Here is a 21569-nt window from a genome sequence, read left to right as displayed (position 1 = left end):
TCGCCATTTGAGCCGGGCCGCACACGAATTGGTGCTGCGGGTGCTCAAGGACCACCCGGACACCAGGGTGACGGTGCTGTTGCCGCGCCGCACGTACTCGCCCCTGTTGGGCCGGCTGCTGCACGACCGCACCGCGGACAAGATGGCCCGCACCGTCAGCCGGGTCCGGGGCGCGACCGCCATCATCGTCCCGTACGACATCGAGTCGCGGATCGGACGGCTCGCGCCCAACGGTTTTGACGCCGACGAGGCGGTAGTGGTGACCCCGATATCGAGTCTCGTGGGCGACTGACCCCGGGGCGGCCGGCGCCGAGGCGACGCTGGCCGCAAGAATTCGAACTAAGTTGCGCGAGTGTGCATCCATGGCGATTTTTGGGGCTGTTTTTGTCGGTGGGGGTGGCTAGTTTGGCGGTATGAGTCCAGATGGTCATCCCGACGCCGAGGCGGTGTTCGATGACCTGGATGCAGTTTTGGCCCGCGCCCGCGCGCTGCCGGTGGACGCGATGACGGTGCGGCAGCAGCTGGCGATGCTGGAACGCTGCGAGCAGGCGCGCCGCCAACTGCCCGCACTCGAACACCCGGTGATCAACTCCCTGGCCCATCAGGCCACCCCCGAAGAGTTGGGCGGCACTTTGGCGCATGCGATCGCCGAGGCGACGTTGGTCAGCCGCGCGGAGGCTTCACACCGCGTCAAGGAAGCGGTGGATCTCGGCCCGCGGCGCGGGCTGACCGGCGAACCGCTGGAGCCGATTCTGCCGGCCACCGCGGCCGCCCAGCGGGCGGGGAAGCTCGGTGCCGGGCAGGTGGCGGTGATCCGCCGGTTCTTCCGTCAGCTGCCCGGCTGGGTCGATGCCGCCACCCGCGCCGCGGTCGAGGCCGACCTGGCCACGCACGGAACGCAGTACCGCCCCGAACAATTGGCCGCGCTCGCCGATCACGTCGCCGATTGCCTCAACCCCGACGGCACCTACCGCGACGAGGACCGGGCGCGGCGCCGCGGCCTGGTGTTGGGCAAGCAAGCCGCGGATGGCATGTCCGAGCTGCGCGCCCTGCTCACCCCCGAGGCCCGCGCCACCCTCGAGGCGGTGCTGGCCAAACTCGCCGCGCCCGGCATGTGCAACCCACTCGAGGACACCCCGTGTGTGGACGGGGCCCCGAGCCAGGAGGCCATCGACCGCGACGCCCGCTCGGCGGCCCAACGCAACCACGACGCACTGCTGGCGGCCAACCGCGCGCTACTGGCCTCGGGAGAACTCGGCCGCCACAACGGGTTACCGGCCTCCATCATCATCACCACCACCCTGGCCGACCTGCAGGCCGCCGCCGGTCACGGCCGCACCGGTGGTGGCACCCGGTTACCGATCAGCGACGTGATCCGCCTGGCCCGCCACGCCCACCATTATCTGGCCGTCTTCGATCACGCCAAACCCGTGGCCCTCTATCACAGCAAGCGGCTGGCCTCCCCGGGGCAACGCATCGTGTTGTACGCGAAAGACCGCGGGTGTTCGGCGCCGGGCTGCACCGTGCCCGGCTACCTCTCCGAGGTCCACCATGTCACCGACTACGCCCAATGCGGCCGCACCGACATCGACAACCTCACCTTCGCCTGCGGACCCCATCACCGCCTGCTCAAACCCGGCGGCTGGACCACCCGCACAAACACCAAAGGCGACACCGTCTGGATCCCACCCCCACACCTGGACCGCGGCCAACCCCGCACCAACACCTTCCACCACCCCGAAAAACTTCTCCACGACGACGACGATGACGACGCGGCATAGTCACTCGGTCAGCGTCGCGCGGATGCACTCGGTGACGTAGGGGAGCGCCAGCCCCGTCGAATTCGCCAGCGCCGGATGGGTGGCCAGCAACTCACGCACCTGGTCCAGCGTCCTGGTGCGGACCTCGGTCGGCGAGGTGATGCAGTAGCTGCGCGACGCGACCAAGTCGATCAGCGCTTGCGGCGTAAGGTAATTCGTCCACTCGACCTGGTGGCGCTCCGGCTCGGTGAACGATTCGGACAGCGTGACGTCGAAGCGGCCGCGGTCGCCGTCGGAACCGATGATCTCGCCCAGCTCCCGCACCCAGCCCAGCCGCTCGTCGCGGGTATTCCACACCAGGCCCAGCCGCCCGCCGGGCCGCAGTACGCGGGCCACCTCGGGGATGGCGCGCTCGGGATCCACCCAGTGCCACGCCTGCGCGACCAGTACGACGTCAACGCTGTTGTCCGGCAAGGGAATCCCTTCCGCGGTGCCCAGGAGCGCGCGGGTCTCCGGCAGCGAGGTGCGCAACACCTCCAGCATGTCGGGAATCGGGTCGACGGCCACAACGTCCAGCCCGCGTTCCACCAGCCGGGTGGTCAGCTTGCCGGTGCCCGCCCCGAGGTCGAGCACCTGGCGCGCGCCGCGCGGCAGCAGCCAGTCGATGGCCTCCGGCGGGTAGGACGGGCGTCCCCGCTCATAGGCCGCCGCCGCGGAACCGAACGACAGGGAGCGGTCGTGGCGAGAACGGGTCACCGCCGTCACGTGCCTTCGTTGGCGGCGAGATCGAGCGTCTTGCGAATCAGTTCCCCGACCGCCTCGGATTCCACCAGGAAGCCGTCGTGCCCGCAGATCGACTCGACAACTTCCAGGCCGCCGCAGCCCGGCAGCAGCTCGGCGAGCTCCTCCTGCAACCGCAGCGGGTAGAGCCGGTCGGAGGTGATGCCGCCAACCACGGCGGGCACCGGGCAACCGGTCAGGGCCTTGCGCACCCCGCCGCGACCGCGGCCGACGTCGTGGCTGTTCAGCGCCTCGGTCAGGGTCACATAGCTGCCCGCGTCAAAGCGGGCCAGCAGCTTGTCGCCCTGGTGTTCGAGGTAGCTCTGCACGGCGTAGCGGCTGTCCTCGCCACCCTGCTTGTCGTTGCCGAACCGGGTGTCGAGCTCCGTTTCCCCGCGGTAGGTCAGGTGGGCGAAGCGGCGGGCGATGGTCAGGCCGGTGTTCGGGGTGCGGCCGGTGTCGTGGTAGTCGCCGCCCTGCCAGTTCGGGTCGGCCTTGATGGCCGCGATCTGTGTGGTCTGGGTGCCGATCTGGTCCGCGGTCGCCCGCGCGCCGACGGCCAGCAGCAGACCGGCCCGCACCCGGCTCGGGTGACCGACCATCCACTCCAATGCCCGTGCGCCGCCCATGGACCCACCAACAACGGCGGCGACCTCGTTGATTCCCAGCGCGGCCAGTGCGGCGATGTCGGCCTCCACCTGGTCGCGCACCGAGACCATCGGAAACCTTGAGCCCCAGGGCTTTCCGTCGCGGGCCAGCGAGCTGGGCCCGGTGGAGCCGCGGCAACCGCCCAGCACGTTGGTGGCCACGGCGCACCAGCGGTCGGTGTCGATCGGCGCGCCCGGCCCGGCCACCCCTTCCCACCAGCCGCCAGTGGGATGACCCGGTCCGGCGGGCCCGGTGATGTGCGAGTCACCGGTCAGCGCGTGCAGCACCACCACCACGTTGTCACGACTCGGCGACAGCTCACCCCAGCGCTGGACGGCGATGCACACGTCGTCGATCACCGCGCCACTCTCGGTGGTCAGCGAGCCGATGTGCACCAGGCCGATCTCGCCTTCGGCGGGCAGCGCCTGGGTCGGAACGTCGGAGATCGTCATGCCCGGGCTCCCTAGAACGCCGCCACGGCTTGCGGGTCGGACGCCTCGGCACCGTACTTCCGCGCGGCGGCGAAACCGAGTTCCAGGTCGGCCAGGATGTCGTCGATGCCCTCGATCCCGACGGCCAGCCGCACCAGGCCCGGCGTGACGCCGGTGGCCAGCTGCTCGGCCGGGCTCAGCTGGGCGTGCGTGGTGGACGCCGGGTGGATCACCAGCGAGCGCACGTCGCCGATGTTGGCGACGTGGCTGTGCAGCTTCAGCGCGTTGACGAACGCCTTGCCGGCCTCGACGCCACCGGCCAGCTCGAAGGCCAGCACGGCGCCGGTTCCCTTGGGCGCCAGCTTCTTCGCCCGCTCGTGCCACGGCGAGCTGGGCAGGCCCGCGTAGTTCACCGACAGCACGCCGTCGTGACCCTCGAGGAATTCGGCGACCCGCTGCGCGTTGGCGACATGCCGCTCGACGCGCAGGCTCAGGGTCTCGATGCCCTGGGCGACCAGGAACGCGTTGAACGGCGAGGCGGCCGACCCGAGGTCGCGCAGTAGCTGCACCCGCGCCTTGAGCGCGTACGCCGGCGGCCCGAGCTCGGCGAACACCACGCCGTGGTAGCTCGGGTCGGGCGTGGTGAAGCCGGGGAAGCGGCCCTGCGTCCAGTCGAAGGTGCCGCCGTCGACGATGACGCCGGCGATGGCCGAGCCGTGCCCGCCGAGGTACTTGGTGGCCGAGTGCACGACGATGTCGGCGCCGTGGGCGAACGGCTGGATCAGGTAGGGCGTGGCGATGGTGTTGTCGACGATCAGCGGTATTCCGTTGGAGTGGGCGACCCCGGCCACCCCGGGAATGTCCAGCAGGTCGATCTGCGGGTTGGAGATCGTCTCGCCGAAGAACGCCTTGGTGTTGGGCCGCACCGCGGCCTGCCAGGAGTCCAGATCGTCCGGGTCGTCGACGAAGCTGACCTCGATGCCGAGCTTGGCCAGCGAGTAGTGGAACAGGTTGTACGTGCCGCCGTAGAGCCGCGGGCTGGAGACGATGTGATCTCCGGCACACGCGAGGTTCAGGATCGCGAAGGTCTCCGCGGCCTGCCCGGAGCTCAGGAAGAGCGCGGCCACGCCACCCTCGAGGGCGGCGATGCGCTGCTCGACGACGTCGGTCGTCGGGTTGCCGATCCGGGTGTAGATGTTGCCCGGCACCTCAAGCCCGAACAGGGCGGCGGCATGGGTGGTGTCGTCGAACGTGTACGAGGTGGTCTGGTAGATCGGCAGGGCGCGGGCGTTGGTGGCCGGGTCCGGGTGCTGGCCGGCGTGCACCTGCCTGGTCTCAAACGACCAGCCGGCGGTCGGATCGGTGTCGTCGTTGCTGGTGGCATCGCTCATGGAAAGCTTCCCCTGTCTGGCTCAGGGGCCCGTCATGGCGGACCCGCGCTTGCCGGATAGCCGGTGCTTGGCTACTCAACCTGGTCATCACCCGGGGCACCCCACCGCGGTTGGAGGGTTGCCGGCCAGCAAGCCGGGGCTTGATGCTGGCGCTCATGACCAATACGAAGATTAGCTTACTGTGCCGACTGGATGCCAATGGCAGGTCGACACCTGCCCAAACGCCCTTGATAACGTGGCAGGAAGAACGCTGAGCCCCCCAGAGATCTGACCGAATATTCGAGGATTTTGACGCCGGGAAGAAGGACCGTGAGCGCCGAACAGCCGACCGTCATCTACACACTGACCGACGAAGCGCCGTTGCTGGCGACCTACGCCTTCCTGCCGATCGTGCGCGCCTTCGCCGAGCCGGCGGGCATCGAGATCAAGACCAGTGACATCTCCGTGGCCGCCCGGATCCTCGCCGAGTTTCCCGACGATTTGACCGAAGAGCAGCGGGTTCCGGACAACCTCTGCGAGCTGGGCGAGCTGACGAAGCTGCCAGACACCAACATCATCAAGCTGCCGAACATCAGCGCCTCGGTGCCCCAGCTGATCGCCGCCGTCAAGGAGCTGCAGGACAAGGGATACAAGATCCCGGACTTCCCGCAGAGCCCGAAGACCGACGAGGACTCCGAAATCCGCGCCCGCTACGGCAAGTGCCTGGGCAGTGCGGTCAACCCGGTTCTGCGGCAAGGCAACTCGGACCGCCGCGCGCCGAAGGCGGTGAAGGAGTACGCGCGCAAGCACCCCCACAGCATGGGGGCGTGGTCGCCGGCTTCGCGCACCCACGTCGCCACCATGCGGCACGGCGACTTCTATCACGGCGAGAAGTCGATGACGCTGGACCGCGACCGCAACGTGAAGATGGTGCTGGAGACCAAGAGCGGGAAGACCCTCGAGCTCAAGCCCAAGGTGGAGCTGCGCGACGGCGACGTCATCGACTCCATGTTCATGAGCAAGAAGGCCCTGGTCGAGTTCTACGAGGAACAGATGCAGGACGCCTACGAGACCGGCGTGATGTTCTCGCTGCACGTCAAGGCGACGATGATGAAGGTCTCGCACCCGATCGTGTTCGGCCACGCCGTCAAGGTCTTCTACAAGGACGCGTTCGCCAAGCACCAGGAGCTCTTCGACGAGCTCGGTGTCAACGTCAACAACGGATTGGTCGACCTCTACAACAAGATCGAGTCGCTGCCCGCGTCGCTGCACGAGGAGATCATCCGCGACCTGCACGCCTGCCACGAACACCGTCCGGAACTGGCGATGGTCGATTCGGCCAAGGGCATCACCAACTTTCATTCGCCCAGCGACGTGATCGTGGACGCGTCGATGCCGGCGATGATCCGCGCGGGCGGCAAGATGTGGGGCGCCGACGGGCGGCAGAAGGACACCAAGGCCGTCAACCCCGAGTCGACCTTCTCCCGGATCTACCAAGAGATCATCAATTTCTGCAAAACCCACGGCCAGTTCGATCCGACGACGATGGGCACCGTCCCCAACGTCGGTTTGATGGCGCAGCAGGCCGAGGAGTACGGCTCGCACGACAAGACTTTCGAGATCCCCGAAGACGGCGTCGCCAACATCGTCGACCTCGACACCGGGGAGGTGCTGCTCAGCCAGAACGTGGAGGAGGGCGACATCTGGCGGATGCCGATCGTCACCGACGAGGCGATCCGGGACTGGGTCAAGCTGGCCGTCACCCGGGCGCGCAACTCCGGCATGACGGTGGTGTTCTGGCTGGACACGGAACGGCCGCACGAGGTGGAGCTGCGCAAAAAAGTCAAGGCGTACCTGAAGGAACTTGACACCGAGGGCCTGGACATCAACATCATGCCGCAGGTGTGGGCCATGCGGTACACGCTGGAGCGCGCGATGCGCGGGCAGGACACCATCGCCGCGACCGGAAACATCCTGCGCGACTACCTCACCGACCTGTTCCCCATTCTGGAGCTGGGCACCAGCGCCAAGATGCTGTCGATCGTGCCGCTGATGGCCGGCGGCGGCATGTACGAAACCGGGGCGGGCGGTTCGGCGCCCAAGCACGTCCATCAGCTGCTCGAGGAGAACCACCTGCGCTGGGATTCCCTCGGTGAATTCCTCGCTCTGGGAGCGTGTTTCGAAGACATCGGCATCAAGACCGACAACGAGCGCGCCAAGATCCTCGGCAAGACGCTCGACGCCGCGATCGGCAAGCTGCTGGAGAACAACAAGAGCCCGTCGCGCAAGGCCGGGGAGCTCGACAACCGTGGCAGCCAGTTCTACCTGGCGCTGTACTGGGCGCAGGAACTCGCGCAATCCGACGACGAGGAGCTGCGCGAGCACTTCGCCGCGCTGGCCGACGAGTTGGGCCGCAACGAGGACACCATCGTGGCCGAACTCGCCAAGGCACAGGGCGAGACCGTCGACATCGGTGGTTACTACTACCCGGACAGCGAGAAGACGACGGCGGTGATGCGGCCGAGCAAGACGTTGAATGAGGCGCTGGCCGCTTCGCAAAGCTCGTAAGCTTCAAGGGCCGCTAGATAGGGAGTTGACCCGATGTCCACCGACAAGATCAAGGTCAAGGGCCCGGTTGTAGAGCTCGATGGTGACGAGATGACCCGCGTCATCTGGAAGTTCATCAAAGACCTGCTTATCTTGCCGCACCTGGACATCAACCTGGACTACTACGACCTCGGCATCGAGAACCGCGACCGCACCAACGACCAGGTGACCATCGACGCCGCGTACGCCATCAAGAGGCACGGCGTGGGCGTCAAGTGCGCGACCATCACCCCCGACGAGGCCCGTGTCTCCGAGTTCAACCTGAAGAAGATGTGGCTGTCGCCCAACGGCACGATCCGGAACATCCTGGGCGGCACCATCTTCCGCGAGCCCATCGTGATCTCCAACGTGCCGCGCCTGGTGCCCGGCTGGACCAAGCCGATCGTCATCGGTCGGCATGCGTTCGGCGACCAGTACCGGGCGACCAACTTCAAGGTCGACAAACCCGGCACCGTGTCGATCACGTTCACGCCGTCCGACGGCAGCGAGCCGATGGTGCACGAGGTGGTTTCCATTCCCGACGACGGCGGCGTCGTGATGGGGATGTACAACTTCAAGGAATCCGTCCGCGACTTCGCCCGCGCCTCCCTTTCGTACGGCCTGAACGCCAAGTGGCCGGTCTACCTGTCCACGAAGAACACCATCCTCAAGGCCTACGACGGCATGTTCAAGGACGAGTTCCAGCGCATCTACGACGAGGAGTTCAAGGACAAGTTCGAGGCCGAGGGGCTGACCTACGAGCACCGGCTGATCGACGACATGGTGGCCGCCTGCCTCAAGTGGGAGGGCGGGTACGTGTGGGCCTGCAAGAACTACGACGGCGACGTCCAGTCCGACCTCGTCGCGCAGGGCTACGGCTCACTGGGGCTGATGACGTCGGTGCTGATGACCGCCGACGGCAAGACGGTCGAGGCCGAGGCCGCGCACGGCACCGTCACCCGGCACTTCCGCCAGTACCAGGCCGGCAAGCCGACCTCGACGAACCCGATCGCCTCGATCTTCGCCTGGACGCGTGGGCTGGCGCACCGCGGCAAGCTGGACGACACCCCCGAGGTGATCGAGTTCGCGCAGACGCTCGAGGACGTGGTGGTCTCCACGGTCGAGAGCGGGAAGATGACCAAGGACCTGGCCATCCTCATCGGCCCCAAGCAGGAATGGCAGCAGAGCGAGGAGTTCCTGAACTCGATCGCCGAGAACCTGGAAAAGAAGCTGGTCAGCTAGCCGACGGGTTGGCGCCGCGGCTCGCCGCGTTGCACTCGTCGAGGAACGCGATGACCAGTCCCGCGACGCGGTCCGGCGCCTCGAACATCGGGATGTGCCCCACGCCGTCGAGCTCGGTGACCTGGTGGTCGTCGGGCAGGTGGGTGGTGAAATGCCTGCTGAACCGGGGGGCGGGCACGATCCGGTCCTTTTCGCAGATCACCAGGTGCGCCGGGACGGCGTTCTCGGCCAGCTCCTGCAGGCCGTGCAGCAGCAGCGACTTGACCAGCAGCTGGAAGTAGGCGGGGCAGTGGGCGACGTCGTCGATGCAGCCGAGCAGCTGCTCGTCGGTGACCCCGTCGGGCCGCGCGCTGATCGCGTAGGTGGCCAGCTGGCGGCTGAACGGCAGGCGCATCACCTTCGGGCCGAACAGCCAGGCCAGCACCAGCAGCGGAATGCCCAGGATGAACTTGGCGATCACCTCGAACTTCGCCGGGCTCCAACGCGTCCACCCACCGGCCGGGGCGATGCCCATGACGCTGCGCGCCCGCCCGCGCCGCTCGAGTTCGAACGCGACCCAGCCACCCAGCGAGTTGCCCACGATGTGGGCGGTGTCCCAGCCCAGCTCGTCCATCTGCTGTTCCACGTGGTCGGCCAGGACCGCCGAGGACAGGAACCAGGTCCCCGCGGAGGGGCCGCCGTTGTGGCCGGCCATCGTCGGGGCGAACACCTCGTACCGTCCGGTGTCGGCCAGCCGCCGGGCGACGTCCTCCCAGACCGCCTGGGACAGCAGGAACGGGTGCAGCAGCAGGACCGGCTCGCCCGAGCCGAGATGGATCGGTGGCCGCGTCCCCGTGTTGCTGTTGATCCTCTTGCTCCCCATACCGCCGACATTAAATGCGGTACCGCCGGTACCGCAAGCGAGCGCCCGGCCGGCCGGGCGCCGCGCGCTCGCGAGTGTGCGGCTGGCCGCATACTCGGCGACGAGGGTGAAGCCAGCCGCGCACTCGGCGGCGGCGCATGCCCGGCAAGACCCGCGTGAAAAGATCGGTGCATCATGAGCACCGCTACCGGATCCGGCCGGATTTTCTCCGGCGTGCAGCCCACCTCCGACTCGCTCCACCTCGGGAACGCGTTGGGTGCCATCACCCAGTGGGTCGCGCTGCAGGACCAACACGAGTGCTTCTTCTGCGTCGTCGACCTGCACGCCATCACCATTCCCCAGGACCCCGAGGCGCTGCGCCGCCGGACCCTGGTGACGGCGGCCCAGTATCTGGCGCTGGGCATCGACCCCGCCCGCAGCACCATCTTCGTGCAGAGCCACGTGCCCGCCCACTCTCAGCTGGCCTGGGTGCTGGGCTGCTTCACCGGGTTCGGGCAGGCGTCGCGGATGACGCAGTTCAAGGACAAGTCGGCCCGCCAGGGCGGCGACTCCACCACCGTGGGCCTGTTCACCTATCCGGTGCTGCAGGCCGCCGACGTCCTGGCCTACGACGCCGAACTGGTTCCGGTGGGCGAGGACCAGCGCCAGCATCTGGAGCTGGCGCGCGACGTGGCGCAGCGGTTCAACAGCCGGTTCCCCGACACCTTCGTGGTGCCCGATCTGCTGATCCCCAAGGTCACCGCCAAGATCTACGACTTGCAGGACCCGACGTCGAAGATGAGCAAGTCCGCGGCCACCGACGCCGGCTTGATCAACCTGCTCGACGACCCCGCCGCGTCCGCGAAGAAGATTCGTTCGGCGGTCACCGACAGCGAGCGCGAGATCCGCTTCGACACCGAGGCCAAGGCGGGCGTGTCGAACCTGCTGACCATCCAGTCGGCGGTCACCGGCGTGGCCATCGACAAGCTCGTCGAGGGTTACGCAGGACGGGGTTACGGCGACCTGAAGAAGGACACCGCCGAGGCGGTCGTCGAGTTCGTCAGCCCGATCAAGGCGCGCGTCGACGAATTGCTGGCCGACCCAGCCGAATTGGAGGGCGTGCTCGCGGTCGGGGCCGAGCGCGCCGAGGATGTCGCAGGCAAGACCGTTCGGCGGGTCTACGATCGGTTAGGGTTCCTTCCGCAGCGAGGATGAGTTCACCATGAGCGAGCCGGCCAAGGCAGGCCTCCTCGGTCGGCTGCGGGCCCGGCACGGCTGGCTCGAACACGTCATCCGCGCCTTTTTTCACTTCAGGGATTGCAGTGGCAACCTGCTTGCGGCCGGCCTCACCTACTACACGCTTATCGCGTTATTTCCCTTGCTGATGGTCGGTTTCGCGCTGGGTAGCTTCGGATTGTCGCGTCATCCTGAGCTACTGGGCACGATCGACGAACACGTCCGGTCCTGGGTGTCCCCCGAGTTGGGGCAGCACCTGGTCAACCTGATCCATTCGGCGATCGCGGCCCGTGCATCCGTTGGTGTGATCGGGTTGGTAGTCGCGGCCTGGCTGGGCCAAACGTGGATGTATCGCCTCCGGGAGGCGCTGGGCCGAATATGGGAGCACCCAGTGGACTCCGTGGGTTTCGTCCGCACGATACTGTCCGATCTGGCCGCCGTGGTGGGGACGTTGGTAGTGGTCGTGATCACCATGGGACTGTCCGCGCTGGGACACGAGAAGCCAATGCGAGCTGCGCTGAAATTGCTTGGTATACCGGAACTTTCGGTGTTTCACTGGGTATTCCGAGTTATTTCGGTGCTGACGGCGTTCGCGGTGTCGTGGCTGGTGTTCAGCTGGGTGATCGTGCGATTGCCGCGCGAGTCGGTCGGCATCGTCACGTCGATGGAGGCCGGCTTGATTGCGGCCGCCGGGTTCGAGTTGTTCAAGCTGTTGGGATCGCTCTACCTGAAGATCGTGCTGCGCAGCGCCGCCGGGGCCACCTTCGGTCCGGTGCTGGGTTTGTTGGCGTTCGCGTACGTCACCTGGCTCTTGGTGCTGTTCAGTACCGCCTGGGCCGCGACGGCGTGGGACGGCCCCCGCGCCCGGCAGGCAGACCCGCCGGGGATCATCGCCCCGGGGGTGCAGCCGGCCGCCGACGCGCCGCCACAAGCTGGGATCCCTGCGGTGGCGCGGGGTAAGAACTCCTCATGACCGAACCTGCAAAGCCCGGAATCCTCGACCGGTTGCGGGCCCGGCACGGCTGGCTCGACCACGTCATCCGCGCCTACCAGCGCTTCGACGACCGCAACGGGGGGTTCTTCGCGGCCGGCCTCACCTATTACACGATCTTCGCGTTATTCCCTTTGCTGATGGTGGGTTTCGCGGCCTTCGGGTTCATCCTGGCCCGGCGCCCGGAGCTGCTGAAGACGATCGACGACCATATCCGGTCCCAGGTCACCGGCGCGCTGGGGGACCAGCTGCTGGATCTGATGAACTCCGCGATCGCCGCGCGCACGTCGGTGGGTGTCATCGGCCTGGCCACCGCCGTCTGGGCGGGCCTGGGCTGGATATCGCATCTGCGGCAGGCGCTGACGGAGATGTGGTGGGACGAGCGCATCGAGTCGCCCGGCTTCGTCCACAACAAGTTCTCCGATCTGTTGGCCATGCTCGGGACGTTCGCGGTGATCGTGGCCACCGTCGGCCTGACCACCATTGGCCATGACGCGCCGTTGGCGGCGTTGCTCAAATGGCTCGGCATACCGCAACTCGTGGTGTTCGACTGGTTCTTCTGGCTGCTGTCGATCGTGATCTCGACGGCGGTGTCGTGGTTGTTGTTCGCCTGGATGATCGCCCGGCTGCCGCGCGAGAAGGTCAGCCTGACCGATTCGATGCGGGCCGCGCTGATGGCGGCGGTCGGGTTCGAGATCTTCAAACAGGTGGGATCGCTGTACCTGCGGGCGGTGCTGCGCAGCCCCGCGGGCGCGACGTTCGGCCCGGTGCTGGGTCTGATGGTGTTCGCCTACGTCACCTCATACCTGGTGCTCTTCTGCACGGCGTGGGCGGCGACGGCCTCCGGTCACCCGCGCACCCGCCACGTCGCCCCTCCCGCGCCGGCGATCATCGCCCCCCGTGTGCAGCTCGACGACGGCATCGGCACGCGCCAGACGTTGACCGCGATGGCGATGGGAGCCGTTGGGGCGCTGGCCCTTTCCCGCATCACCCGGCGGCTTCGTTAGCGGCCTACCCGCCAACGGCCGGCGACCATGACCGCCGTAACCCGCAGATCACCGTCCAGCACAACCAGATTCGCGTCATAGCCGGAGCGCAGGAAGCCGATCCGCTCGAGGCCGAGCGCCCGCGCCGGGGTACCCGAGGTCGTCAGCGCCGCGGCGGCCAGCCCCGCACCGGCGTTGACGTTGCGAAAGAGCGCGTCCATCGTGGCGGTGCTGCCCGCGATCGTCGACGTCCCCCGCACCCGTGCCACCGCCGAGACGACGTCGACGGCCACCGCGCCGAGGCGAAACGGCCCGTCCCCACGGCCGGCCGCGGCGATGGCGTCGGTGACAAGGGCGACCCGGTCGGGCCCCGCGGCCGCGATCACCGCGTCCACGACGGCCGGGTGCACGTGCACGCCGTCGGCGATCAGCTCGACGGTGACCCCCGGGTCCCGGAGCAGGGCGAGCGCCGGCCCGGGCTCGCGATGGTGCAGTGGCGGCATCGCGTTGAACAGGTGGGTGCCGACCGTGGCGCCCTGCGCGATGGCGCGTTCGACCTGCTCGTAGGTGGCGTCCGTATGCCCCACCGCCACAACGACTCCGGCGTCGCGGAAGCGGCGGATCGCTTCGTCGGCGCCGGGCAGCTCCGGGGCGAGCGTGACCATCCGGATCGCGCCGCCGCCCGCGGCCCGCGCGGCGTCGACCTCCGCCGGATCCGGGGCGCGCAGGAGCGCGGGGTCGTGCGCCCCGCAGCGGGCCCGGCTCAGCCACGGCCCCTCCAGGTGGATGCCCGCGACGATCCCGTGCCGGGCGGCTTCGGCCAGCGCGCGCACGCCGGCGAGCAACTCCGCCGGCGAGGTGCTCACCAGGCTGGCGAGCGTGGTCGTGGTGCCGTGCCGCAGGTGGAATTCCGCCGCACCGGCGATGCCGTCGCCGTCGGTGTAGGACGCCCCGCCGCCGCCGTGCACGTGCATGTCGATGAAACCGGGGACCACGGCCCCATCGGGGAAGGCGTCGTCGGCCGGGCGGGGCGGGGCCCCGGCGCCGCACGCCACGATCCGCGGCCCGTCCGTCTCGAGCCATCCCGGCCGGCGGACCCATCCGTCGAGCACCATCGTGCCCGCGGCGATCAGTCCCATCGGCCGCCGTTTTCCCAGAAGTAGCGGATCTCCTCGAGTTGGCGGCCCTTGGTCTCCGGCGCGTACCGGTAGACCACGACGAACGCGACCGCAGCCAGGGACGCGAACACCGCGAAAGTTCCCGCGCCGCCGAGGGAATGGAGCATGGTGAGGAAGACGGCGGCGACGATCGCGTTGGCCACCAGGTTCGAGGTCAGCATCGTGCTCGACCCGATGGAGCGCAGCCGGGACGGGAAGCTCTCGCTGGCGTACACCCAGCCCAGGGAGCCGAAGCCCATCGTGTAGCCGAAGATGAACAGCACGATGCCGGCGAATCCGAGGACCGCGCCGCCGATGCCCCGCCCGAACACGGCCATCAGCACGACGTCGGCGGCGATCATCATGGCGATGCCGGACAACAGGATTGGGCGCCGGCCCAGCCGGTCGACCAGCAGCAGCGACGCGCCCACGGCCGCCAGCCCGGCGACCTGAACCAGGGCCGGCAGCGCCAGCAGCGCGAAATTTCCGGTGAAGCCCATGGCCTGGAAGATCCGCGGGCTGTAATAGATGATCGCGTTGATGCCGGTGATCTGGATCAGAAAGCCGAGCGTGATCACGAAAGCGGTGGCGCGCGAATACGGCGGCCGCAGCATCTCCGACCAGCCGCCCTTGTGACCGGAGGAGCCCTCGCCGAGCGCGCGGCCGATCTCGGCGAGTTCCTCGTCGACGCGGGCGTTGGGCTCCACGCGCAGCAGCGCCCGGCGGGCCTCCTCGAGGCGGCCCTTGAGCACGTACCACCGCGCCGTGTCGGGCGCGCGAATCAGCAACGGCAGCAACACGATGGCGGGCACGGCGGCCAGTCCCAGCATCCAGCGCCAGCTGTGCGACCCGGCCAGCAGGTAGCCGGTCAGGTAGCCGACGATGAGCCCGCTGACGATGGCAAGCTGGTAGGCCGTCAGCAGCGAGCCGCGCACCGCGGTCGGGGCGGACTCCGCCACGTACACCGGCACCACCACCACCGCCACGCCCAGCGTCAGGCCCAACAGGAGCCGGGCCGTCAACAGCATCGGCAGGGACACCGACAGCGCGCCCAGCAGAGCGAACACCGCGTAGGCGACCAGGAGCAGCACCACCGACTTCTTCCGCCCGATCGCGTTCGCCAGCACGCCCGCGCCGAGCGCCCCGGCGATCTGCCCGATCACCACCATCGTCGTCAGCAGTTCTTGTTGCCGCGTGGACAGCCCAAAGTCCTCGGTGACGTACAGCTGCGCGCCGGCGATGATGGACAGGTCGTAGCCGTAGATCAGGCCCACGCTCGCGGCGGTCAGCGCGACCGCCAGGCCGCGCCGGGCGTTGGTCATCTGGGTGAGTTTAGTGTCGCCGCCGACGGGATCGACGCACTCGCCGTCGGCGCTGTCAGCTAATCGCTATGGGGACTTCGCAGTCCGCAGCCGATCGCGCAGCACCTCGATGACACGCTCGGGGTCGTCGGGGCTGATGCACGGCCGCACCCGGCGCCCGAGGTGGAGCACCAGAAGCGTTCGCTTGCGGCCCCGGCGGACGTCCAGCGGGAACCAGTACCGCGGGTCGCCCGCGCCCCAGATCCGGCCTTTGCCGCTGTTCCACGTCATCTGCTCGGCCTTGACGCCCTGGATCCTGCCGTACGGGATGCGCTTCGGGTTGGCAAACGGGAAGTAGTAGCGCCGGATGGTGATGCCGTCCTCGTCGAGCCGGAGGCCGGGGTCCTCATACAGGGCTTCGCTCATCCGCAAGACGGTGCCACAGCAAACTTCTACGGTCAACGATGCTGTGGCCGGCGGTTCATCGCGCGCGCCACCATGATCAGACTGAACACGATGATCGTTCCGATGACGGCGACGCCCACCCGGATCGGCAGCGCGTCCGCGGAGGGAATCAGCCCGGCTGCCTCGGCGCCGTTGGCCTGCCGGTCGGCGGCGCTGTCGCGTTTGGCGGGCGCCAGCGAGGGGTCGGGTTCGATGAGGTTGCCGACCTGGGTGCCCTGTGGCGTGCTGAAGCCGTAGTCCAGCAGGTGCGCGGCCTGCTCCCACGGGGCGATCGGCACCCGCGTCCCGTGCAGCAACACCGCCATCAAGCGTCGCCCGTTGTGGTTGGCGGCGCCCACGAACGTCTGGCCGGCGTCGTCGGTGTAGCCGGTCTTGCCGCCCAAGGCGCCCGGGTACTTGTAGAGCAGCTGGTTGTCGTTCTCCAGTTCGTAGCCGGGATGGTCGCCGTGGCCGGGGAAGTCGAACGTCCGCGTCGCGACGATGTCGGCGAAGGTCGGGTTCTGCCAGGCGTAGCGGTAGAACAGGCCGATGTCGTAGGCCGACGTGCTCATGCCGGGCCCGTCCAGCCCCGACGGCGTGGCCACCCGGGTGTCCTTGCCGCCGAGCTTGGCGGCCAGCACGTTGATCTTCTCCACGGCTTGCTGCATGCCGCCGAGCTGCATGGCCAGCGCGTGCGCGGCGTCGTTCCCGGAGTGCATCAGCAGGCCGTGCAGCAACTGGTTGACGGTGAAGACCCCGCCTTCCTCGACGCCGACCTTGGTGCCCTCGGCGGCCGCGTCGTCGGCGGTGCCGGGCACCGACTTGTTCAGGTTGAGCGCGTTGATGGACGCCATCGCGATCAGCACCTTGATGATGCTGGCGGGCCGGTGCCGGCCGTGCGGGTCCTTGGCCGCGACCACCGCGCCGCTGTCCAGGTCCGCCACCAGCCACGCGTCGGCGGAGACGTCGGTCGGCAGCGGTGGCGTATCGGGCGCGGCGACGATGCCGCAGCTGCTCAGCGCCTCGCCGCCAACCGGCTTCGGCGGCACGGCCAGCGGGATCGGCGGATCACCGGCTTGCGGGACCTCCGACGAGTCGACCGCGGGCGGGGTGTTCACCTTGAAGGGGCAGTTGGCGGTGGCGGCGTTGGGCTCGGCGCCGGGCTCGGCACTCGCGATCGGCGCGGCGACGGCAACCGGAGCGGCGGCCACGAAAAGGGCCGCTGCCAGGCATGACGCGGGGCGTAGGAAGTCCATTGCCTGTGCACATTAGGCGATCGCGGGCGCGATTCGAGGGAGCCGCGCTGTGACTGGTGAGACGGAAGTTGCGACGCCATCGGGCGGCGGCAACGCGGGGGAGCCACTACGCTGAGCATGCCGCCACCGTGGCGGCGCCGAATCTTCCGCCGAACCGCGAGGGCCAAGACATTCCCAACGATCGATTCTCGTTTCGTCGGCGGCGCAAGAGCGACGCTCCGCGGTCGCTGCAACAACTGCTCAGGGAGGTCGAGAAGGCGTCGCAGGTCCGGCGCTCCGGCCTGGAAAGTGTGCTGATCGAACTGCAGCACCATCGAGACGCGACGCCCGACGCCGGCCTGCGCGAGGCGCTCACCTGGCTGTGCAACGCGGTGTCGCGGATGGTCAGCAACCCGAACGCCGCGCATTCGCGTGAGGTGCTGATCGCCGCCGACGCGGTGAAGCGCGTCTAAAGCTTTCCAGGCACCTCGCCGAGCACGCCGCGCAGGATGGATTCGATGGTGTCGAATTCGGCCTGACCGCTGATCAGCGGCGGCGCCACCTGAACCACCGGATCGCCGCGATCGTCGGCGCGGCAGTACAGGCCCGCCTCGAAGAGCGCCGGCGACACGAAGCCGTGCAGCACCCGTTCGCACTCTTGCGCGCTGAACGTTTCCTTGGTCGCCTTGTCCTTCACCAGCTCGATGCCGTAGAAGAACCCCTCGCCGCGGACGTCGCCGACGATGGGCAGGTCGTAGAGCTTCTCCAGCGTGGCGCGGAAGGCCGACGCGTGCTTCCTGACGTGGTCGTCGAGGCCCTCACGCTCGAAGATGTCGAGGTTGGCCAGCCCCACTGCCGTCGAAACCGGATGTCCGCCAAAGGTATAGCCGTGCGGGAAGACGGTGGCGCCGTCGTTGAACGGTTCGAACAGCCGCTCGTCGGCGATCATCGCGCCCAGCGGCGAGTAGCCCGACGTCAGGCCCTTGGCGCAAGTGATCATGTCGGGCACGTAACCGAGGTCGTCGCAGGCGAACATCGACCCGATCCGGCCGAACGCGCAGATCACCTCGTCGGACACCAGCAGCACGTCGTAGGAGTCGCAGATTTCGCGCACCCGCTCGAAATAGCCCGGCGGAGGGGGAATGGCGCCGCCCGCGTTCTGCACCGGCTCCAGGAACACCGCGGCGACGGTCTCGGGGCCCTCGAACTCGATGGCCTCCGCGATCCGGTCGGCGGCCCACCGCCCGAAGCCCTTGGGGTCGTTGGCAAACGGCTCGGGCGCGCGGTAGAAGTTCGTGTTGGGCACCCGGAAGCCACCCGGTGTCACGGGTTCGAAGGGCGCCTTGTACGCGGGCAGGCCGGTGATCGCCAGGGCTCCCTGGGTGGTGCCGTGGTAGGCGATCGACCGCGAAATCACCTTGTGCTTACCGGGTTTGCCGGTCAGCTTGAAATACTGCTTGGCCAGTTTCCACGCGGTCTCCACGGCCTCCGTCCCGCCGGTGGTGAAGAACACCCGGTTGAGCCCGCCCGGGGCATAGCCTGCGAGGCGCTCGGCGAGCTCGATTGCGGTCGGGGTGGCATAGCCCCAAAGCGGGAAGTACGCCAGTGTGCTCGCCTGCCGGGCGGCGACCTCGGCGAGTTCGGTGCGACCGTGGCCGACCTGAACGGTGAACAGCCCCGACAGCGCGTCGAGGTAGCTTTTGCCCCGGTCGTCGAAGATGGTCACGCCCTCGCCGCGGACGATGATGGGCGGCGTGATGCCGGCGCCGTGCCGGGCGAAGTGCAGCCACAGGTGCTCTGTCATGGTGTCTGTGAGACTAGCCGCCGGCTCTGATGGCGTGGCTCCTTACTCGCGCCGTTTCGGCGCTCGCCGTCGCCGCGCTGGGTCTGATGGCGTGGCTCCTTACTCGCGCCGTTTCGGCGCTCGCCGTCGCCGCGCTAGGCTCGCGATATGACCGGGACCGAACAGGTCTCACAATTCGAAGCCCTGCGACCCCACCTGATGGCGGTCGCCTACCGGCTCACCGGCACGGTCGCCGACGCCGAGGACATCGTGCAGGAGGCGTGGCTGCGCTGGGACCGGCAGGGTGCCGAAATCACCGACCTGCGGGCCTGGCTGACCACGGTGGTGAGCCGGCTGGGCCTGGACAAGTTGCGCTCGGCCGCGCACCGGCGCGAGACCTACACCGGGAACTGGCTGCCGGAGCCGGTGGTGACCGGCTTCGACCGGGCGGACCCGCTCTCGGCGGTCGTTTCCCGCGAGGACGCCCGGTTCGCGGCGATGGTGGTGCTGGAGCGGCTGTCGCCCGATCAGCGGGTGGCCTTCGTGCTGCACGACGGGTTCGCGGTGCCGTTCGCGGAGATCGCCGAGGTGCTCGGCATCAGCGAGGCCGCCGCGAGGCAGCTGGCGTCGCGGGCCCGCAAGGCCGTCAGCGCGGCCCCGCCGCCCAGGCCCGACCCCTCGCACGACGAGGTGGTCGGCCGGCTGATGGCCGCGATGGCCGCCGGCGACCTGGACACCGTGGTCTCGCTGCTGCATCCCGATGTCAGCTTCACCGGCGATTCGAACGGCAAGGCGCCCACGGCCGTTCAGACCATCCGCGGCCCGGACAAGGTGGTCCGGTTCATGCTGGGCCTGGCGCAGCGGTACGGCCCGGGGATGTTCACCTCGTACGAGCTGGGGCTGGTCAACGGCGAGCTCGGCATCTACACCGCCGGCCGCGCTGCTGCCGACGGGTATCGGGAGATGTTGCCGCGGATCATGGCGGTGACGGTGCGCGACGGAAAGGTCAGCGCGCTCTGGGATATCGCCAACCCGGACAAGTTCGGCGGCTCTCCGCTGCGCCGGCCCTGACACCCGACCAGCGGGCGTGACTATCTTCGGGCGAGCTTGCGCGCCAGCCGAATCCCCTGGCGCGCGGTGAGGTGCGGTAGGTAAGCGCGGCTGATCGCGTTGGCGATCGCGGGCAGCGTCGACGGGTCACGGTAGGCCATGTACAGGGGCCGGTACTCGGGCTGGAACTTGGCCTTGAAGCTGAGCAGCGAGCGAAACCCGTACACCGGCTCGAGCGCTTTGCCGGTGACATCGAGGATGCGGTCGAGCGCCGTGACCTCGTTGCCCCGCGCCAGCCGGGCCAGCGGGGCCCCGGAGAGGCTGAGGAACTCCGCGCCCTCCTCCCGAAAGCTCTGTGCCGCAGAGGCAATCAAGAACTCCATCACGCCCTTGAAGGGACTGCTGCCTCGCCTGCGCATGAAGTCCAGCGTCCAGCCGACCGTTTGCCCGTCCCGGTAGACCGGCAACCAGCTGGTGATGCCGTGCACGATCCACTGCTCGTCCACGGCGATCAGGCAGCGCACGGTCGGGTCGTCGAGCTCGTCCAAACCGCCCAGCGTCCAACCCATCTCGGGCATGCCCTTGTCGGCCACCCACTCCTCGGAGATCACCCGCACCTGGTCGCGTATCGACAGCGGCGCCTCCGGGTAGCTCGTCCACTCGGCGCGGATGCCCTCTTTGGCCGCCTTGTTCAGCGCGGTGCGAATGTCTTGCCACTTCTTGCCTTTGAACTCCAGCTCGGCCAACGGCACCACGGTGTCCTCGGCCACCTGCACCGCGTACCACCCCAGCTCCACCGCGCGGTCGCGGACGTCCTCGGTGATGCTGTACATGCACGCCGTCCAGCCGTTGCGGTCGCAGAACCGCTCGAAGCCACGTAGCGCGTCCGCCCGCGCACCCGGATCGCCCAGCGGGCCCCCGGTGGTCAGCGCCACGGCGGCGACAACGCGGTAGGCGAATGCCGCGTGCCCGTCCTCGGTGAACCAGTACACGTTGCCCGGCCAGGTGCTCATGTAGGCCAGCGACGATCCGCTGTTGGCCACCATCAGGTTCCGCGCCCGGGTCCGTGCCTCGTCGTCGACGACGACGCTGGCCCGCCAGAAGCTGACCAGCAGGCCGGCCAGCAGCATCACCCAGAACACGGCGCCGCAGAACTCCCATGCCAGCAGCGCAAGCCCGCTGTTGGGCAGGAACTTTGCGCTGTGCGCCAGTTCGTAGGCCGGCGGCAGATAGCGGGTCGGCAGATCGGAGATCAGCTGAGAAAGGTTGGGCGGGGGGTCGAATTCCTTGCGCTCCCAATAGGCGATCAACAGGTAGCCGCCGGCGGTGAGCGCGGCGGTGGCGGCCAGACCCAGCCCCAGCCGCAGATAGGTGGCCCGTGGTGCGGTCACCGTGAACAACGGCCGGGTGAACAGCAACAACGCGATCATCAGGCAGGGGACCACGATCGGCGCGATGAGAATCAACGTGTCGTGGGCGAACGAATAGGTGTCGTCCGCGTCGTGCACGACGGATCCCGCGTCGGCCGCATCGCGGGTCCACAGCACGGCGAACCAGGCGCTGCCCGCGACCAGGGCGGCGTTGAGCAGTAGCGCCAGCCACCACGCGAAGCGGCGCCCGCGGCGCAACCCGACCGCGGCCGCCAGCAACAGCAGCGCCGGGCCCACCGAGGTGATCGCCGAGCCCACACCCGTCCCCAAGGTCTGCGAGACCGCCAGCCGGCACGCT

At 68.5% G+C, this 21569-nt stretch carries 17 protein-coding genes, 2 pseudogenes and 1 riboswitch; of the genes and pseudogenes, 9 read left to right on the top strand and 10 right to left on the bottom strand.

Annotated elements, in window-relative coordinates; genetic code table 11:
* Both A5701_RS28530 and A5701_RS10020 read left to right on the top strand, forming a co-directional pair.
* Nucleotides 1–292, top strand: a pseudogene (locus A5701_RS28530) (DNA-binding protein); the annotation flags it as partial.
* A 121-nt stretch (nt 293–413) separates the two neighbouring features.
* Entirely contained in the window at nt 414–1781 is a 1368-nt protein-coding gene (locus A5701_RS10020) for an HNH endonuclease signature motif containing protein (protein ID WP_067751960.1), read from the top strand.
* Here A5701_RS10020 and A5701_RS10015 read toward each other — a convergent pair whose 3' ends face one another.
* From A5701_RS10015 to A5701_RS10005, 3 genes are read right to left on the bottom strand one after another with little or no spacing between them, the layout of a single operon-like run.
* Nucleotides 1782–2516 (bottom strand): class I SAM-dependent methyltransferase, encoded by a 735-nt coding sequence (locus tag A5701_RS10015; RefSeq protein ID WP_067751971.1) that lies wholly within the window; start codon nt 2514–2516, stop codon nt 1782–1784.
* Between the two features lie 5 nt (nt 2517–2521).
* A complete protein-coding gene (locus A5701_RS10010; RefSeq protein ID WP_067751956.1) occupies nt 2522–3640 on the bottom strand; it encodes a homoserine O-acetyltransferase in 1119 nt (372 codons plus the stop codon).
* 11 nt (nt 3641–3651) lie between these two features.
* Entirely contained in the window at nt 3652–5010 is a 1359-nt protein-coding gene (locus tag A5701_RS10005) for a bifunctional o-acetylhomoserine/o-acetylserine sulfhydrylase (protein ID WP_067751953.1), read from the bottom strand.
* 40 nt (nt 5011–5050) lie between these two features.
* Nucleotides 5051–5171: riboswitch (SAM riboswitch) on the bottom strand.
* Nucleotides 5172–5319: 148 nt separating this feature from the next.
* Between A5701_RS10005 and A5701_RS10000 the strand changes: the two genes are divergently transcribed.
* Nucleotides 5320–7557 (top strand): NADP-dependent isocitrate dehydrogenase, encoded by a 2238-nt coding sequence (locus tag A5701_RS10000; RefSeq protein ID WP_067751951.1) that lies wholly within the window; start codon nt 5320–5322, stop codon nt 7555–7557.
* Between the two features lie 33 nt (nt 7558–7590).
* Nucleotides 7591–8817: an NADP-dependent isocitrate dehydrogenase gene (locus A5701_RS09995; protein ID WP_067751948.1), complete on the top strand. Its 1227-nt coding sequence runs from the start codon at nt 7591–7593 to the stop codon at nt 8815–8817.
* Here the strand turns inward: A5701_RS09995 and A5701_RS09990 are convergent.
* Nucleotides 8810–9607: an alpha/beta fold hydrolase gene (locus tag A5701_RS09990; protein ID WP_067751968.1), complete on the bottom strand. Its 798-nt coding sequence runs from the start codon at nt 9605–9607 to the stop codon at nt 8810–8812. The genes A5701_RS09995 and A5701_RS09990 overlap by 8 nt on opposite strands.
* Nucleotides 9608–9853: 246 nt before the next feature.
* Here A5701_RS09990 and trpS point away from each other — a divergent pair, with 246 nt between their 5' ends.
* The 3 genes from trpS to yhjD (A5701_RS09975) are packed head-to-tail and all read left to right on the top strand — an operon-like array spanning nt 9854 to nt 12892.
* Nucleotides 9854–10873, top strand: a complete 1020-nt coding sequence (trpS, locus tag A5701_RS09985) for a tryptophan--tRNA ligase (RefSeq protein ID WP_067751945.1) — start codon at nt 9854–9856, stop codon at nt 10871–10873.
* 7 nt (nt 10874–10880) lie between these two features.
* The gene (gene yhjD / locus A5701_RS09980) at nt 10881–11867 is read left to right on the top strand and encodes an inner membrane protein YhjD (RefSeq protein WP_067751942.1); all 987 of its coding nucleotides are present in this window, start codon (nt 10881–10883) and stop codon (nt 11865–11867) included.
* Complete coding sequence (gene yhjD / locus A5701_RS09975; RefSeq protein WP_067751939.1) at nt 11864–12892, top strand: inner membrane protein YhjD; 1029 nt, start codon at nt 11864–11866, stop codon at nt 12890–12892. The genes yhjD (A5701_RS09980) and yhjD (A5701_RS09975) overlap by 4 nt, the downstream gene beginning before the upstream one ends.
* On the opposite strand, the gene nagA is transcribed toward yhjD (A5701_RS09975), so the two are convergent.
* From nagA to A5701_RS09955, 4 genes are all read right to left on the bottom strand, one after another.
* Nucleotides 12889–14010 (bottom strand): N-acetylglucosamine-6-phosphate deacetylase, encoded by a 1122-nt coding sequence (gene nagA / locus A5701_RS09970; protein ID WP_067751936.1) that lies wholly within the window; start codon nt 14008–14010, stop codon nt 12889–12891. The genes yhjD (A5701_RS09975) and nagA overlap by 4 nt on opposite strands.
* Complete coding sequence (locus tag A5701_RS09965; protein WP_067751933.1) at nt 14001–15350, bottom strand: sugar porter family MFS transporter; 1350 nt, start codon at nt 15348–15350, stop codon at nt 14001–14003. The genes nagA and A5701_RS09965 overlap by 10 nt, the downstream gene beginning before the upstream one ends.
* A gap of 66 nt (nt 15351–15416) precedes the next feature.
* Nucleotides 15417–15755 carry a hypothetical protein gene (locus tag A5701_RS09960; protein ID WP_067751930.1) on the bottom strand — a complete coding sequence of 113 codons (339 nt, stop codon included), beginning with the start codon at nt 15753–15755 and terminating at the stop codon, nt 15417–15419.
* 32 nt (nt 15756–15787) lie between these two features.
* A complete protein-coding gene (locus A5701_RS09955; RefSeq protein WP_067751927.1) occupies nt 15788–17029 on the bottom strand; it encodes a D-alanyl-D-alanine carboxypeptidase family protein in 1242 nt (413 codons plus the stop codon).
* Between the two features lie 227 nt (nt 17030–17256).
* Here A5701_RS09955 and A5701_RS09950 point away from each other — a divergent pair, with 227 nt between their 5' ends.
* The gene (locus tag A5701_RS09950) at nt 17257–17481 is read left to right on the top strand and encodes a hypothetical protein (RefSeq protein ID WP_067751965.1); all 225 of its coding nucleotides are present in this window, start codon (nt 17257–17259) and stop codon (nt 17479–17481) included.
* Here the strand turns inward: A5701_RS09950 and A5701_RS09945 are convergent.
* Nucleotides 17478–18839 (bottom strand): annotated as a pseudogene (locus A5701_RS09945) (aspartate aminotransferase family protein); the annotation flags it as partial. The gene A5701_RS09950 and the pseudogene A5701_RS09945 overlap by 4 nt on opposite strands.
* Nucleotides 18840–18959: 120 nt before the next feature.
* On the opposite strand from A5701_RS09945, the gene A5701_RS09940 reads away from it, so the two are divergent.
* The gene (locus A5701_RS09940; RefSeq protein WP_067751920.1) at nt 18960–19862 is read left to right on the top strand and encodes a sigma-70 family RNA polymerase sigma factor; all 903 of its coding nucleotides are present in this window, start codon (nt 18960–18962) and stop codon (nt 19860–19862) included.
* A gap of 20 nt (nt 19863–19882) precedes the next feature.
* Here A5701_RS09940 and A5701_RS09935 read toward each other — a convergent pair.
* The coding region (locus A5701_RS09935) for a bifunctional lysylphosphatidylglycerol flippase/synthetase MprF (RefSeq protein WP_067751917.1) at nt 19883–21569 on the bottom strand (1687 nt) is incomplete at its 5' end.

The organism is Mycobacterium sp. E3305, assembly GCF_001666785.1.
Classification (GTDB): domain Bacteria; phylum Actinomycetota; class Actinomycetes; order Mycobacteriales; family Mycobacteriaceae; genus Mycobacterium.
This window is presented reverse-complemented; position numbering and strand designations above follow the sequence as displayed.

Coding starts and splice junctions, on each gene's coding strand:
- nagA (WP_067751936.1), bottom strand. CDS start 14,010: ATGGGACTGATCGCCGCGGGCACGATGGTGCTCGACGGATGGGTCCGC.
- A5701_RS09965 (WP_067751933.1), bottom strand. CDS start 15,350: ATGACCAACGCCCGGCGCGGCCTGGCGGTCGCGCTGACCGCCGCGAGC.
- A5701_RS10005 (WP_067751953.1), bottom strand. CDS start 5,010: ATGAGCGATGCCACCAGCAACGACGACACCGATCCGACCGCCGGCTGG.
- yhjD (WP_067751939.1), top strand. CDS start 11,864: ATGACCGAACCTGCAAAGCCCGGAATCCTCGACCGGTTGCGGGCCCGG.
- A5701_RS09960 (WP_067751930.1), bottom strand. CDS start 15,755: ATGAGCGAAGCCCTGTATGAGGACCCCGGCCTCCGGCTCGACGAGGAC.
- trpS (WP_067751945.1), top strand. CDS start 9,854: ATGAGCACCGCTACCGGATCCGGCCGGATTTTCTCCGGCGTGCAGCCC.
- A5701_RS09955 (WP_067751927.1), bottom strand. CDS start 17,029: ATGGACTTCCTACGCCCCGCGTCATGCCTGGCAGCGGCCCTTTTCGTG.
- A5701_RS10020 (WP_067751960.1), top strand. CDS start 414: ATGAGTCCAGATGGTCATCCCGACGCCGAGGCGGTGTTCGATGACCTG.
- yhjD (WP_067751942.1), top strand. CDS start 10,881: ATGAGCGAGCCGGCCAAGGCAGGCCTCCTCGGTCGGCTGCGGGCCCGG.
- A5701_RS09995 (WP_067751948.1), top strand. CDS start 7,591: ATGTCCACCGACAAGATCAAGGTCAAGGGCCCGGTTGTAGAGCTCGAT.
- A5701_RS09940 (WP_067751920.1), top strand. CDS start 18,960: ATGACCGGGACCGAACAGGTCTCACAATTCGAAGCCCTGCGACCCCAC.
- A5701_RS10010 (WP_067751956.1), bottom strand. CDS start 3,640: ATGACGATCTCCGACGTTCCGACCCAGGCGCTGCCCGCCGAAGGCGAG.